A 15,218-nucleotide genomic window follows, 5' to 3' on the forward strand; every position below is an offset into this window, starting at 1 on the left:
CTTGTTGTAATGGTCAAACTTAAGATTGGTGATCATAACAGAAAATCTTCCCCTGAAACCGCCCCGGTCTACTTAAACAAAACTGTTTTACCTTCTCGCTCACGGTTTTTCCGCATGCTGCACACGTATTGTGAGAATTCGAAGTAAGATTATATACAGGGGCAGGAGCTGCCACTTCTTTCTCGAAGCTCGCCTTCTTTCGCCGAGCCATCCACCAAACAAAGCCTATTCGCAGTAATAAAGCTATCGCTACCCCGGCAAATGCATAATTCAGTTCTGGTATATGGATCGGCACATGCATGATTTGAGTTTCCAATACCCAAATAAATACTTTGCACATGAACAAAAACCCTAAAGCACTTACCAAAAATGTAGAGATCGACTGTTTCTTTCTTCTAGCCATGTGCCCATCCTCCCAATAGTATTAAGATACGCCTTTTTTAGTTTTCCATTTCTTGAGCTTGTCGTCCAATATCAAACCATTAATTAATTGGATATTTAACTTGTCTGCCGCCTCTTTAGCTGCCTTGGTGAAATTACTTGTCGTGACAATCCAAGCATCGTAACATCCATGTACCTGCTTTCCAGCTTTTAACCGGAGTACAATGTCATTCCCGACATCCTGCTTCCATCGTTTGCATTGAACGGCTATCTTATATCCTTCTTTTCCCTTCAGAATTAGATCTACTTCGTGGTCTCCAGAACCACCTACCCGCTGTACCTGGTAGCCTTGGTCTTTATAGTAAAGCTCCATTAACCTTTCAAAATCAGTACCTGATAAGGTATGAACATTAGCTTTCAGGAGATCAATATCGGATAATTTGGTTTTCGTTTTACTTGATTGACTGGCTTTTGTATTTGTAGGCTTCTGGGAAGACGATATTTTGGGTCTTTGCGTTGAACCCTTCTTCCCTTGCCTTCTCTTCCTTGTCCACATTGCACCTACAATTTCACCAATGATGATACTTCCAAACAAAATGACAAAGAACGACCACCAATACTGTTTGAGCCCGGTATAAAAGTACACACCCAGGCCTATGAACAAAAATGTAGCTCGAATAAAATAGGCCAATTGTCTCCCTTCAGCATAATACGTCCGTGCCATAAGTCACTCTCCATTTTAGGGTTTTGTAACATTTATTCGACACAGGTGGATGAATTCCTACATTTATCCAGATGAAATGCCATTTTGTTTTAAAAAGAGTAGCAACAAATTCGATATGACAACTTTCCGTAAAAATAAATGGCTGTAGATAGTGAGTCTACAGCCATTCCCGAATATAAAAGCAATCTTCTATTTTTTCAACTATTGTTCACTCGTCATAATCTTACGAGCTCAGACCTAGGAAATCTTGCCCTTAGCAAACTTCCCTACGCATTGTTCATACCATCCGAGCTGTTGGCAAGCTTGCTCTTGCGCTCCATCACCCTATTTCGATGATGACGGTAATACGCTCGAGTACGATTACTAGATTTGTTTTTCATTTCATCACGCCCCTTGGGATAAGGCCCAGCCTGCAAAAGAGCCAAGGGGATTTAACTCATCCCTTACAGGCCGGGCGTGATGAGACTAATAACTCGAATGAACACAATGAATCACCTCAACCCGATTTATTGTCATACATTCATCAATCCTTATAAGGATCAAACTCATCCGCTCCAGCCATGCAAACACCAATTGGTTTCAGCACGTGCATGACCTCGATCGTTTCGGCATGCGCATCCAGCACTTCATGGAGCTTCCGGTAAACAAATGGACTCTCATCCGTACCTGCGCCGCGCAGCTCCACACCGAAGTCCCGAACAGCCGTCATCATTTGCTCTGTGGTGATTTGACCGCCGCTGCGGGTGCGGGTTTTCCAATTCATTTTGCCTGCCGCTTGGGTTCGGCTCATGATCCGCCCCGCCCCGTGAACGGTGCTGTAGTAAGCATCACTATTTTCTATGCTATCCTTCCCTTTTACGATAACGGATATATCGCCCATACTGCCGCCGATAAAACCAACCTGACCGGGTGCAGATGGGGTCGCACCTTTACGGACGACAACAACTTCTTTTCCGTTGTGCGTCTCTTTCCAAGCATAGTTATGATGGTTATGCACTTCAAGGTCCGTTTCCGTTCCTAGAATGGCTAATACTTGCCGGATCACATAATCCCTTCCTGCATAGGCATAACGTCCGGCCAGCTTCATCGCTCTGTAATACATATCGCCAAGCTCACTGCTAAGGTCAAGAAGTACAGGCGGCTGATCCATCTTCTCACCGGGGGCATTCGCGAGAAACTCTCGGCCAGCAGCCATGTTTATAAAGCCGCTTGCCGTTTTGTGCCCGAAGCCTCGGCTTCCAAAGTGATTGGCGATCCACAAGCGGCCAGTTCCCGCTTCTTCAAACAAATCTACGAAATGATTGCCGCTGCCGACAGTGCCGAGCTGACTCTGTGCCAATGCTTTCAGCTTGTCGTGCTCCTGCTTGCCTACCGCCCTGTAAACGGCCCAATCCGGATCATCGAAGAGGTCATGGTCGACCTTCTCATTATTGACACGACCTACTCCGAAGGAAATTTTGCAGGCGATCTCATCCATAATCTTTGGCAGCCTAGGCCTTATGTCCTTAGCAATCAAGCTGGTTCGCACCGCTTTATTCCCGCATTCAATATCATAGCCAACGCCGGAAGGAGAGATTTGCCCGTCATAGACAACAACTCCACCGATCGGCTGACTGTAGCCCTTGTGATGATCCGCCATAAGCAGGGTTTGCACCACATTGCCGGTTTCCGCACATGTTTTCGCTTGAGCAAGCGCCCCTTCGTCAGGATTGCCCCAGACACGCACGCCGTCTATATTCTGATATGCCATAAGATATAATCAACTCCAACTTTCATCATTTTCCCATACTTCTTTCTGCACGGACCGGAACAACTCATCGAGCCGCTGATCCTGCTCCCCACCGGACGTTTGCATACCCGCAGCGATCCGCTCATAATACTCGATTCTTTCCTCCAAAAAATCATTGATCGGATTGATCCTCGGTTCGTAATCCATCTCATCGCCAGCCTTTTTGCGGACAAGCAGACAGTCGATCACCGCCTTAAGCTCGCTCACGCTTGGCATAACCGCATCGACCAACCGATCAAATTCAATTGGTGGCATGGTATTGTGCTTCTCGATCCACTCACATGCCAATATCGGGCGGAGGACATAAAAGTATTTCTTGATCTTCACTTGCTCCCCCTGCAGGTACTCCCGGTAGTTTCCCTTCGCCATATGCAAATAGTGATACATACAGGATCTTGGGGAAAACGTGAGTGGAGAAATGCTGCGGATTTGCTCCGCTATTGCATGGTTCTCCCGATACACAATCGGGGACTGAAGCCACTCGAGCAGCGGCGGATTCGACTTACGGAACAAATTCAAGGCTTTTCGCAAATCCCACCCATTAATGTCCAGCATGTCGCTGATCGGCCGCTCGATGACATCCCGCTTCTCAAAAATCGATAAGTACCAATCTACCGGTCTAACATAGAGAAATCTGACGTCATAGTCGCTATCCTTAGACGGGAACCCCCATGCCCGGCTGCCCGATTCGCATGCGTACAGGATCCGGACGTTTTCCGCCCGCTCGATGCGCTCAAGTTCCGTCACGATTTGTTGATGATAACTGCTCATGTGAAATCCTCCGTGTTCGTTATTTACTTGCAGCCTTCTTCTCACCAATGAGAGAGCTCAGCCGCTCCAACAGATCTCCGCCGCCCGTAACAGAGATGGACCCTATTTTCTCGCATATTTTCTCGAGGAATTCCAGCTCTTTCAGACGGAACAGTGTCTGGTTCTCATCCATCAGCTTCGCGGTATTAAGTAAGCTTCGGGTCGAGGCCGTTTCTTCCCGACGAGTAATTAGATTCGCCTGGGCCTTCTTCTCCGCAAGCAGAACGGTATTCAAGATATCTTTCATTTCTCCCGGTAAAATGACATCCTTAACTCCCGCACCCAGGAACTGTACTCCGAACTCTTCACCCTTCTCACCTAGACGGGACAGGATGAACGAAGCAACGTCCTCTTTCCGTTTCAAGAGATCGTCTAATTTCAGCGTTCCGACATATTCCCGCAGCATGAGCTGAAGCTGGATATGAATTTGCTCGTCGAACGATTTCATTTCCAAGGCACGTAATGGTTTTACGATCTTGTATTGGCAGACGAAGTTCAACCGCAATGTAACCTTATCTTCCGTCATGATTTCTTGGCCGATGAGATCCATTTGCTGCTGTCTTAAGTCAATCGACTTGACCATAACCGAAACAGGACTTTTCCAGAAGTAGTACTTGCCAGGAGTAAGCTCTCGTTGTAAAACATGATCATAAAATAAAAACCCGGTTTCATAGCTTGCGATTTCATAAGAATGCAGAGCGGCCGCAAGCTTCGGTATAATCGAACGGTCAACCTCGGCGGGCAGTTCAGGCTTTCTGATATCCATTTGCATAAAGGTATGTTTCTTGAGTATGTTCCAGTAGGCGTAGATACCAGGCTTAAGCAGCTGTACGAATTGGCCGTCCTCGTAGTGCAGGACATATTCGTGGTCTTGCACTCGTACGATATCGAGCTCTCGAACGAGGTCTTCGTCATGAAGGAACAACTGCAAATCTTTGCCCTCTACAACGAACGACTTCGCGATATTCAACACGACAACGTTGGTTTGTGACCATGATAAATAGCGATAGGTCCCCGGAATGAGCTTTTTCACATAGCTTCCTTTATGAAATAGCAAACCACGCTGGTCCGCTTGGATGGTTACATTTTTAAACATATGGATTACCCCTTTCATTGTTCGACCATGGGATGTAGAACCCCACTGCGGGTACAGGCGGAATCTCGTTTGAGATAAGCGAGCTGCCGGGATTTCAAGGATTTTCGAATCAAGAGGTGGGCCCTGCTGCAGCCACCTTCTTCCTCTGCCACCCTAGAAAGCCGTCCGGAATTTCGCACCATCGGTATCCACGGATTACAAAGCCTTCCCTGCAGTGCGCTTGTACTAGCCGCTAGGGATTCTATCCATTGGTCTTTGTACAAGTTTTCGCTCTCTCGATTGGAAATCGAGTATTCTACCAGAATCGCGTCACAGGCGATTGGGGAATCGAACCCCAAATAGTGGATTCTTACCGACCCGACCGTACAGGATACCGTAACCTAACAGACACGGCACTGCGGGATAAATGGATATCCCCGCCTCGTTACGACCGTCCGGCTAAGAACCAGTGCGTCTTACAGGTACTATCATCGCTCATTTCCATCGGAACGAACATGGCGAAAGTATTACGACTGGGCATAAACTTTTCCATTTCATCCAAATCCCTCCCCTGTTACAATGGAAGCAGATGTTACTTTCGAACGGGGGGTTCCTTTGGCTAAGGAAAGCTTTGATAAAGAAATTCAATTCCTGCGTATGCTGGTGCTGACAAGCGGCGCATTCAGCAGGCAGCAGTTTGCTGATCGTCTCGGCATATCCGTCCACACCTTCGATAAAACCATCCGGCGGCTGAAAGAAGTTGTAAGCTCCATGCACCAGCACTTGCCGCAGGAACAGAGCAAGGAATTGTCCGAGACCATTCGCTTCAGCTATTATGACTCCACAGACCCGCTGCTCTTGTTTCTGTTTCGCGCCAAATCCGTCAAGGAATCCGAAAGCCAGAGAATCTCGCTGCTTTTGGCCGCGATGAATGAACAGGCTTTGACTGTGATGGAGCTCTTGGATACGTGCTGTAGCAGCCTACCTTCCGATCTTCCTTCGCCTGACGAGAAGACCATTCGGTCGGATCTCAAATACTTGGAGGAGGTCGGAGTGATCAAGAGGGAACCCGGACCCCGCCCCTACCGGTATCGCATTCAGAATGATCTAGTCCAAAGCTTAACGGATGATGAGCTTATTGATTTGTATGATTTTGTAGACGTGATGGCGAACTCGCAAATCCCTTCCGTGCAAGGCTATCTGTTGCGTGACGGACTCAAGAAACATTTTCTACGCAATCAATTCGAGCAGGATGCCTTAGAGCCATTTTTATATAAGTATCACTATTACTCGAGGATCTTGGATGAGGCGCATCTGTTCACGCTCCTTCATGCCATTCGTCACCGCCGTAAGGTCCGTTTTCTTTATTTCTCACCAAAATCCGAGAAAAGCTACGCCTCCAAGAATACCAACCCCCTGTTTGAACGGGATACGGAGGGCAAGGTCGAAAAGACGCTTCCGCTTAAAATTGTCTATGATCATCAATATGGAAGATGGTATCTGCTGTCCCACGGCCGTGAGGGGATTCGTAAATACCGGATGGAAGGGATCACGCAAATCGAAGAGGATGAATCCGTAGACGAGGCTTGGTATGAAGATAAGAAAATGGAGCTTGCTGATAAAATCCGTTACAGCTGGCTGATCGATACTGGCCGGGCCGTGACGGTGCGGGTAAGATTTTATAATCCGGATGCTTCGGAACCGAATTTCGTTAAGGAGCGGGTGCTTCTTCAGGGGCAGTGGGGACAGATTTTGTTTGAAGATGAAAGTTCTTTTATCTATGAAATCACTGTAAACGGGACTACCGAAATCAAGCCGTGGCTGCGGAGCTTCGGTTCCAGCTGTGAGATCCTCGAGCCCGCTTCGTTACGCCGGGAAATGATCGCCGAATGGAAGGAGATTCAGTCCTACTATGAATCTGTTTGAGAAAATATTTAACCACCAGCTCATCTCCCGATTGGAGGATTCCGGTACCTTCATGGTCACCTCCCACGAACGGGCCTGGCTGAAGACGATGCTGGAGCATCCCGCGGCAGCCGATGCTTTTACTCCGGAAACATTATACAAGCTTCGTACCATCCTTGAGCCGGACCCGATGATGGATACCTCCCACCACTTGATTGAGAAAGCCCGCATCATAGAGAAACAGGTCTATCACCCGCTCCTACGGACTCTGCGTCGGCACATTATGAACAAGACGGGAATCCGTTTAACCTACGGACTTAGAAATGGCCGCGTGAACACAGATCATTCTGGCCTTCCATACAAATTGGAATATTCCATGGTCAAACGCGAATGGTATTTGCTCTGGTATCACACCCGACATCACGCCTTCATGTGCACCAGGCTGCAGAATATCCATTCTGTCACGGAAGAATCTATTGCACTGTCAACAGCGGAAAGCATTTTAAAAAAGCTCGAAAATACACTTGAATCGCGTAAAACCGAAGTAGTCGTTGAAATTGTCCGGGTTTATAACACTGAGTTGTCGCGTATCCTCTACGCCTTCTCCAGCTTCGAAAAAAATGTGGAGTACGATGCGGAGAACGATACCTATCGAGTTAGGGTCTCTTTGCTTGGGGATGAGATGGAGTATTTACTATCCAAGATCCGTTTTCTGGGGAAACGGGTCCGGGTGGCCGAGGGCGATTATTTGAAAAAGCGGATGCTCGAATCGTCGACGAAGGCTTTGGAACGGTATGGGGTTGTTGCGGGTGATGAGGAGCTGTCTTCATGATTAGCCCGTAAACACATTCGCTATAGATTGAGCCAAAAAGGGCTGCCCACCTATCGCCAGATGACGATAAATGGACAACCCAGACTACTGCCGCTTCCTCTCATTCAGTTAATCAAGCCGGCCCTTTGCAGAAGACGCTGCATAAGCGTTGATATTTCCGCGCGTGACACTTCATCTTTCGGCGCCAGCCAGCATGGCGCGGTCTGTGAATTCGCTCACCGATGGCGTCCAAGCAACTGCCGGCTTCAGCTTCGTAATCTTCATCGCCTTGGCAATCACGACCATCGCCTGTTCGCGCGTAATGCTCTCTTGCGGGCGGAACGTACCGTCCTCCAAGCCGCTGATCAAGCCGTACGAATACGCCACCTGCACAGCTCCGCTAAACCAGTCGCTGCTCTTCACATCTTTGAACGGCGATGTTACGCTGTTTTCCGGCTTCAATCCAAGCGCCCGCGCCAGGACCGCTGTGAACTCCGCACGAGTCATGCTTTGATCCGGGTTAAACAAGCCGTTGCCCACTCCGTTCACAATCATACGCGAACCCAGATCGTTTGCAGCTTCCTTCGCCCAGTGCGTCTCTACATCTTTAAACGTAATCGGATGATGGATCAGCGTATAAAGAATGTTCGTCAGGCTGTTTACTTTGGCGTAATAGTGTCCATCGATCTTCAAGATCTGCGTTGGCACATGGCGCGTCACACCTTGTGGGTCAACGACAATCACCGTCGTAATTTTCGATGCGTCTACGTTGTCCGGAATCGCGATCGTGCGCTCCACATACGCGTCGAACTTATTAATCTCAAACGGGTTGCCGTTGTAGATGCCCCGAACCGTAAACTTTAGCGGCGACAGCACGATGCTGAATCCTTCCGCTTTCGCTGCATTAGGTACGATCGATTCTTCCAACGTCGAAGGTTTGGCGATCTCGATCTCGATCTCGATCTTGATATCCGTCAGCTTAACGTCTTGTTGATATGGCATCGATGTCGATCTGCTCCGCCGGAATCGCATACGATGCGGCATCGGTTTGGATCTCGAGGATCGCCTGCTTTTTCTCTAAATTGCTGACCATTTGCCCGTTCAACTCACCGACCACTACATCCGATGCCGTCGTGATCGGGATCGTAATGACTGCATTTTGTCCGGCTGTATTCAGCCGCTCTTCCAGCCTCGCCGGGTCGACGACCACCGTGGTGACTGTCTGCCCGCTGGCCGGTACTACCGACTGCAGCACCGGAGGATTCGGAACTGGGTTAACCGTCGTATCGATCACCGTGATCGTGTACGACTGCGGCGCACCGGCGCTGAAGTTGAACGTCAGCGTCTTCGGGCCGATCGGCAAGCTTGCCAAGTACGTGCTGTTCAGTGTAACCGTATTGCCATTGACACTGTACTGCGACCCCTGCAGAAGAGTGGCCGAACCGTCGGCGATGTTGTCCAGCGTATTTCCATATGTATCTATCGTTACGTTCAATGGTGACTGCAGCGTAATGTTTTTGTCGAATGTGCCGGATTCCGGTGTGATCCTGCTGTTTTGCGGGCCAGGCGTCGTATCGATCACCGTGATCGTATAGGTCTGCGGCGCACCTGCGCTGAAGTTGAACGTCAGCGTCTTCGGGCCGGCCGGCAAGCACGCCAAGTACGCGCTGCTCAGCGTGACCGTGTTGCCATTGACGCTGTACTGCGCCCCTTGCACAAGAGCGGTCGAAGCGTCGGCGATGTTGTCCAGCGTATTTCCATATGTAGCCATCGTTACGTTCAATGGTGACTGCAGCGTAATGTTTTTGCCGAATGTGCCGGATTCCGGTGTGATCCTGCTGTTTTGCGGACCGGAACTGTCGGTAATCGATAGAGTCAGCGTCCGAGGCGCACTGGCGCCAAAATGGAACGTCAGCGTCTTTGTTCCAATCGGCAGCAGGTTCAAGTACGAGCTGTTAATCGTCACTGTGTTCCCATTTACCGTATAATCCGTTCCCGATACAAGAGGAGTAGAATCTTCCGTAATGCTTGTCAATCCTAATCCGTTCGGGAACTTATAATCATATCCGTAAATGATGGACAAATAGTCGGGATTTCGCACCTTCATATAAGGTACTGTCTTTCCGTTCCACAGCTCGGGCTTAATTACGATACCCTCCATATGGTTCTCCATCGTAAGCTTGGAAAAGTAACGCTCCGCTTTCTCCAGGCAGTCCGGTTCGGATAGATCCAGCGCAAGCGCCTCATCCTCCGACAGAAAACCGTACATCTCGGATGTCTTCCATTCCGGAACTTGTTCCTTCCCGTCTTCATACACAATCTTCAGAACGGCAAACGGCTTATATTCCATAGCCTCGTCTTCCGCATACAACTCCAACTGCCTTCTGTACGTTTGATAAGCCTCCACGTGCTCGGATAATGGGATATAACTATCCCGAATCTCATGGACATACTTATAGTTTTGATACACACTCGATCCGTATTTGTCGCTTAAAGCGGATTTCGCTGTACGATGCTGGTCTTTTTCAAACCCGCTCGCTTCATATTCGGCAATGAGTTTATTATAGGTTTCTTCAAAACCGTTTTGCTTTAGAAACGTTAGCTCTGTATCCAACGCTTTTTCAATGGGCTCGAACTGCCTTTCGATCAGCCCTTCGCCCAGCGCCTTCCATGGGAGAAGCTCACCATCCATAATCAGTACGGCAATCTTCTGTTCTTCCATATAACCGCCGAATTTGAGCAACAGCATGCCGTAAATCTCCGTCAAATCCACATGCTTGATCTTGTAGCCGTTGCGGCTGACTGCAAAGCACTGCTCTATATCCTTATTCAAATAAACGTTGCATCTCGAACCCATATATTTGGGCTGCAGAACAGTTGGATTCGAACCAACGACCTGTCGCTTATCAGGCGAAGTAACCCGTCCATGCGCCTCGATGATCTTGGTCACTGATCATATTTATCCAAAGTTTAAATTTTGTAAACATGCTCTTGATCATATTTGAATCCTTGGTGACCCCTTCCTCCCGTTTCCCGATACACCGAGCTAAAGCTTGCAGATAAGTATGGATCAGTTTCCCGCCCCTGAGCAACATCAAGCAGCAGATTAGCCGCGATTTCCTTATAGGCCTTGATTATTTATTTACATCGCTTTAATTCCTGCGAGAATTTCTGATAACCCTTTGGCTATTCAGGAATCAAGCTGTTTACATCCCAGCTATGTAACGCTATACACAAATACAGATCCAAGCCCATATGTTGGCTTAGATCTGTATTTATCACGAGAGAGAACATGACCAGCTAAATGCATGGAGTGTAACCTAGATAACGATCCTCTTAATCTGATCTAATTTGCTGCCCGGAAGCCCATTACGGCAGCACCTCAACCCGATGGGAAAGAGGAATGACTGAAATGTTCGTTTGCTCCTCGTTCACCAACATGGTCTCCCTTAGCCTGAAGGACTTGAACCCGGGGATGGGCTTGGCTCGAAAGATCAGCTCCAGGACAGTCTCCCCCTCTTCTAGCCGGACCGCGGACTCACTAGACCACCCGACATTCAACGTACCGCCGCTTTGTGTCACTTGCAGCCCGGTTTGTTCTATCAGCGCTTCAGCGCCTAAGTAATCGAAGCCTTCAGCATCAAATTGCACCATAAAAGAACCCCCATACACAGCCCCGTATACGGACTGCTGAATACTCCCGCTTAATCCGCTGACATGAAGCTTCAACACAAGCTCATCTCCGGCGGCAACCTCGGGATCTCCCTGCAACGCTGCTTCCGGAAGATTCAGTGGCTGGGCTTCAATATCCCCGGACTGGCCGGAGGAGACAAAGCCGAAGTAGCCATCCTCGTAGATCGGGTCCACCCGGTCAATCAAATCGAACACAGGCTGGCCTTCGACATAGCAGAGCAGCCGCACTCCTCCTTCTACATTGACCGCGCCCATATAGACGGGAGATGCCGTTCCGTCGAACTGGGTATTCGGGAATTTCTTGAAAACAGTCTGCTTGCCGTTCACCCACTTCTGCAGTTCCCATACCCCGGCTTTGAAGATGAACAAATAGGTCGTATCCTGATTCAACGGGCCGCTCGGCTTCTGGGATCTTAGGAGAATACCGGGCCACTCCGAGGCGATATTCAAGAAATTGTACTTCAAGTTCCAAGCAAATACGCCGCTGCCGAATGATTCAGCCGTATATCTGGTGAAATCCTTGAAGAAGCGCTGCCAGCCGTTACCCAGCGACGTATAAGTCTCGGACCAGCCCTGCGGATGGGCCAGCAGTTCATCCAGCTGAATCTTGGGCAAAAGAGACACCGGAGTTGTCACCACACGCAGCTCATACGCGTTCCCCGCCGCCTCCAGAGCCAGCTTCACGGCCGTGAGCTGCGACCGGTCCTGCTCCGCATCCTCAAAGGCCTCTTGCGCAAGCAGGATCTCATCCTGCAAAGCTGTCCTTGCGCTTCCCGCGAATTGGCCCGGGAGCGCCCCTTCCGTAGACAACTCCAGCAGTTGGTTGGCCTTCTGCAGCGCAAGCAGCAAATCTTTGCGTGTTTGCAGCGTCTCTTGCTTCACCTTCAGCTCCTCACGAGCTGCTGTCAGTTCTGTCTGTGTTGCCGCAGGATTGCTCGCCACTAGCTTCGCTTGTTCGATCGCGAGAGCCAAATCATCCAGCACGTCAGAGGAAAACTCTTCGTCAGCCAAAGCCCTCGCATATATAATTTGCGAGGCGAGAATGACATCTCTGAGCGCGTCTGCCTCCGACTGGTGGTCTAGGGGCAAAATAACGCCAATATCATCATAGCTCACCGTCATCTCAAGAGCCTGTGGCTTATTGTTCCAAGTCAGCGTCGATTCCGACCAATTGTCCTCATCGAGGCCGAACAAGGTACTCTTCGCCCCGGCGGCCGCAGCTCCTGCAGCGTACAATCTCAGCTTGGCATGTGTAATCTGGCTTCCCTCCAACTGACTCAGCGGGAATTTCAAATAAAACTCTTCCTGATAACCGCTGTTCCAATTGGCCGCGTTGAAGGAAGTCGGATTCGTAAAGCTGCTGTCCGCATCTGTTGTTCCCATGCGGTTTCGTACACCTGCGCTGTCCGTCGCAGCAATTTCGATGGGTGTCGAAGATCCCGCCAGCGTAACGATCAGCTTCGGCTGCTTGTCTCCGCTTCGTCTTAGCGCAAAGGTCGTTCTGCTGCCAGCTCCTTTCATATTTAGGCTAGCTGTCCCGTCACCGCTTACTTGTGCTTGAATATAAGAAGTCGCATTGTATTCCAGTACAGCCGAAGCTGTAGATGGCATCGTCAGCGTATCCAGCTCGACTAATTCATTGCCGGTGCCGCCGGCCCCTGTCTGTCCCAGGAACACAGTCGCTGACGTACTCGATGGTCCTGTTGTGAAATCGAATGTACGCTGTACCCAATCCGCCCCATAAACCTGCTGCTCGACAGTCACACCGCCGTAATCCCTGACACCGAAGGCCGCCTGGGCTGAAGGTGAGCTCGTCTTTGTCCATAGCGAGAACGTATACCGTGTATCCGGCTCCAAGCCCGCAACCGTTTGCACCACTTCCGAGCCAGAGCCCTTCAACTGTACGCCGCCGCTCTGCGTCCGCATCGCCGCGGTCTCCGACGACCATGCTCCGCCAGAGGCATAGATGGCCTTTGCAATGCCGGAAGTAACCGTCCATTCGTGCAGGGTCCCCGTCTCGAATCCGCTGTTGCGGACCAAATTGACATAAGGTGGTATGCTCCTGACCACGCTGCCGATGACCGGGGGCGTATCGAAGTCGTGTCCCGTTCTGAATAACGGCTGTCCATACTCATAGGCCCCGATATCTGGTGCCGTGCCTGCATAGCCGTCGTTAATAGCCGGAATGACACGTCCCGCATCAATAGCGGGTGATCCTGCCTGGAGACGGTAATCATGCTGCAGCGGATCAACGAACCGCGGGTCGAGGCCGGTAACAACATTATTCCCCGTTACAACCCCCGCGGAATCTTCGAAGCTGATATCGCCTCCGGCAAATATATTGTTGAACACCCGGTCACCGAACATATCGCCGCGGAATACGATTGCCCAGGTGGCCATCCCCTTGGTGTTCGTGCCAGCCGTATTGTTGAACACCAGATTGTAGTTGCTCGGGGAATTCAAGCGGATCGGGTCCGCATTCGGCACATTCCAGATGACATTGTGGCGGATGATGAAGTTACTGCTTTGGTTGTCAGTATAGATGCCCATCCCCAAGTGCGTGTACATATCGTGAAGCGTGTTGTAACGAATCTCGGAGCGCATCGCATCATCCCCGGCTGTGTAGATCAGACCACTGTCGTAGGTCACCAGCCCTCCATAGGAGAAGTCATTGTATTCCACGATCATCTGATTCGGACTATCCAGCTTCATCACATCTCTTCCCGAACGGGTCAGTGTGTTGTAGCCAATGTAGTGCTCCTGGCCCGCTGCGGAGATCAGTCCATTCCACGTCCCCGCATAGTTGCCGTCATGAATATAGTTGTTGACGATTTTGTGATGCTTCCCCTTCACATTTAGCAGGCTACCGGAGCTGTAAGCCAGTTCACTGTTGCGGATTTCGTTGTGTTCGCCTCTCAGCGTAATGCCGTTATTGTTTTCGTTCGGGTTGCTTTGCGGATTGCGTATGTTATGGGAAATATAGGAAGCCTTCATTCCGTCGACAAGCAGATATTTGGTTTCATCATCGGTCTTAATACTGGCTGCGAACAAATCGATGCCCTCCATCCGGATGTAAGACTTGCCCGATAAGTCAAGTCCATACAGCCGCTTCTTCGCCTCCACCAGTAGTCCCATTATTGCCATCCCGTTAGAAGGCTGCAGGTATAGCTCTTGGTTCGTGCTGTCATACCACCATTCATTATCCGCATCCAGAGCGCCCTTCACACCGGACAGGTAATAGGAATTACCGACGCGCGCGTCATAGTTGGAGTTGCTCGCCCGCACTGATGTATACGTCATGATGCCGTCAGCCGGGTTGAATCCGGTAATGAGGCTATCCTGGCCGACCCATGCCGCTCCTCCGGCGAACCAGACGGTTCCTCCAACCCAATCCACATCCGCTGGGATCAGAAGATCGGTCAAGCTGGTGTTGTTGCCCGCACTCATTACAGCAAGCGTAGGCTCTAATCGAGTTCCGGTGTTATTGGGCCATCTCGCTTCTTCGGCCATTCCTCCATTCACAAAAAGCTGATTCCCCGAACCAAGACTCCAGGCCATTGGCGCCTTGTAGATGGTGCCGGAAGCCTCCGGGTCCTCCGTCCACCCGGTCAGCGGCTCGGCTCCGCTAATAGTGACCGTCTCCCCCGGAAAGCTCCTGAACGTAATAGGGGCTTCCGCCGTACCGGAACGGGCCGGTGTTACGGTCTCCCGGTATACACCTTCACGGACTATGCAAGTATCTCCGGCTATCATGCTGTCAGCTGCTTTTTGCAAAGTCCTCCATGGATTCGCTTCGCTGCCGTCTCCCGAGCTGTCATCCCCGTTAACCGATACGTAATAGATCGTAGGGGAAGCGCTTACAATTTGAACGTGAAACATCCACCCCTGCAGCACTAGCATGATAGCTAGCAGACCTGCCAGCTTACGAACCGCCTCTTTGCTCATGATCATCATTCATCCACCTTTCATTTGTTTAGGATAGTGGCCGGAAGGTCTGCCGTTCCCCTATTGGATACAGACCTTCCATGCT

General features: G+C 50.1%; 10 protein-coding genes, 1 tRNA gene and 1 pseudogene. 2 read left to right on the top strand and 10 right to left on the bottom strand.

Annotated features, from left to right (window positions below; translation table 11 throughout):
- Positions 1-19 precede the first annotated feature (19 nt).
- From QMO62_RS14590 to QMO62_RS14610, 5 genes are all read right to left on the bottom strand, one after another.
- Positions 20-403, bottom strand: a complete 384-nt coding sequence (locus tag QMO62_RS14590; RefSeq protein WP_284641998.1) for a hypothetical protein — start codon at positions 401-403, stop codon at positions 20-22.
- 21 nt (positions 404-424) lie between these two features.
- Positions 425-1,105 carry a restriction endonuclease gene (locus tag QMO62_RS14595; protein ID WP_284642000.1) on the bottom strand — a complete coding sequence of 227 codons (681 nt, stop codon included), beginning with the start codon at positions 1,103-1,105 and terminating at the stop codon, positions 425-427.
- A 523-nt stretch (positions 1,106-1,628) separates the two neighbouring features.
- Positions 1,629-2,855 carry an RtcB family protein gene (locus QMO62_RS14600; protein ID WP_284642002.1) on the bottom strand — a complete coding sequence of 409 codons (1,227 nt, stop codon included), beginning with the start codon at positions 2,853-2,855 and terminating at the stop codon, positions 1,629-1,631.
- Positions 2,856-2,864: 9 nt separating this feature from the next.
- On the bottom strand, positions 2,865-3,665 hold the full coding sequence (locus tag QMO62_RS14605; RefSeq protein ID WP_284642004.1) for a nucleotidyltransferase domain-containing protein: 801 nt from the start codon (positions 3,663-3,665) through the stop codon (positions 2,865-2,867).
- 19 nt (positions 3,666-3,684) lie between these two features.
- Positions 3,685-4,800: a slipin family protein gene (locus QMO62_RS14610; RefSeq protein WP_284642006.1), complete on the bottom strand. Its 1,116-nt coding sequence runs from the start codon at positions 4,798-4,800 to the stop codon at positions 3,685-3,687.
- A 594-nt stretch (positions 4,801-5,394) separates the two neighbouring features.
- Between QMO62_RS14610 and QMO62_RS14615 the strand changes: the two genes are divergently transcribed.
- Positions 5,395-6,705 (top strand): helix-turn-helix transcriptional regulator, encoded by a 1,311-nt coding sequence (locus QMO62_RS14615; RefSeq protein WP_284642007.1) that lies wholly within the window; start codon positions 5,395-5,397, stop codon positions 6,703-6,705.
- The gene (locus QMO62_RS14620; protein ID WP_284642009.1) at positions 6,692-7,516 is read left to right on the top strand and encodes a WYL domain-containing protein; all 825 of its coding nucleotides are present in this window, start codon (positions 6,692-6,694) and stop codon (positions 7,514-7,516) included. The genes QMO62_RS14615 and QMO62_RS14620 overlap by 14 nt, the downstream gene beginning before the upstream one ends.
- A gap of 171 nt (positions 7,517-7,687) precedes the next feature.
- Here the strand turns inward: QMO62_RS14620 and QMO62_RS14625 are convergent, their stop codons facing one another.
- From QMO62_RS14625 to QMO62_RS14650, 5 genes and pseudogenes are all read right to left on the bottom strand, one after another.
- Positions 7,688-8,497: an S-layer homology domain-containing protein gene (locus tag QMO62_RS14625; protein ID WP_284642011.1), complete on the bottom strand. Its 810-nt coding sequence runs from the start codon at positions 8,495-8,497 to the stop codon at positions 7,688-7,690.
- Positions 8,475-9,374, bottom strand: coding sequence for a X2-like carbohydrate binding domain-containing protein (locus QMO62_RS14630; RefSeq protein ID WP_372516720.1), 900 nt, complete (start codon positions 9,372-9,374; stop codon positions 8,475-8,477). Before QMO62_RS14630 ends, QMO62_RS14625 begins: the two co-directional genes overlap by 23 nt.
- A 6-nt stretch (positions 9,375-9,380) precedes the next feature.
- Positions 9,381-10,385, bottom strand: a pseudogene (locus QMO62_RS14640) (X2-like carbohydrate binding domain-containing protein); the annotation flags it as partial.
- Positions 10,363-10,427 (bottom strand) — tRNA-Ser (locus QMO62_RS14645). The gene QMO62_RS14645 and the pseudogene QMO62_RS14640, both read right to left, overlap by 23 nt.
- Positions 10,428-10,864: 437 nt before the next feature.
- Positions 10,865-15,139: a CBM96 family carbohydrate-binding protein gene (locus QMO62_RS14650; protein ID WP_284642013.1), complete on the bottom strand. Its 4,275-nt coding sequence runs from the start codon at positions 15,137-15,139 to the stop codon at positions 10,865-10,867.
- Between the last annotated feature and the right edge of the window lie 79 nt (positions 15,140-15,218).

Source organism: Paenibacillus silviterrae (assembly GCF_030167925.1).
Taxonomy (GTDB): Bacteria; Bacillota; Bacilli; order Paenibacillales; family NBRC-103111; genus Paenibacillus_G; species Paenibacillus_G silviterrae.

Excerpts from the sequence above, each read along its gene's own strand:
- QMO62_RS14590 (WP_284641998.1), bottom strand. The coding sequence starts at position 403 with ATGGCTAGAAGAAAGAAACAGTCGATCTCTACATTTTTGGTAAGTGCT.
- QMO62_RS14595 (WP_284642000.1), bottom strand. The coding sequence starts at position 1,105 with ATGGCACGGACGTATTATGCTGAAGGGAGACAATTGGCCTATTTTATT.
- QMO62_RS14600 (WP_284642002.1), bottom strand. The coding sequence starts at position 2,855 with ATGGCATATCAGAATATAGACGGCGTGCGTGTCTGGGGCAATCCTGAC.
- QMO62_RS14605 (WP_284642004.1), bottom strand. The coding sequence starts at position 3,665 with ATGAGCAGTTATCATCAACAAATCGTGACGGAACTTGAGCGCATCGAG.
- QMO62_RS14610 (WP_284642006.1), bottom strand. The coding sequence starts at position 4,800 with ATGTTTAAAAATGTAACCATCCAAGCGGACCAGCGTGGTTTGCTATTT.
- QMO62_RS14620 (WP_284642009.1), top strand. The coding sequence starts at position 6,692 with ATGAATCTGTTTGAGAAAATATTTAACCACCAGCTCATCTCCCGATTG.
- QMO62_RS14625 (WP_284642011.1), bottom strand. The coding sequence starts at position 8,497 with ATGCCATATCAACAAGACGTTAAGCTGACGGATATCAAGATCGAGATC.
- QMO62_RS14650 (WP_284642013.1), bottom strand. The coding sequence starts at position 15,139 with ATGATCATGAGCAAAGAGGCGGTTCGTAAGCTGGCAGGTCTGCTAGCT.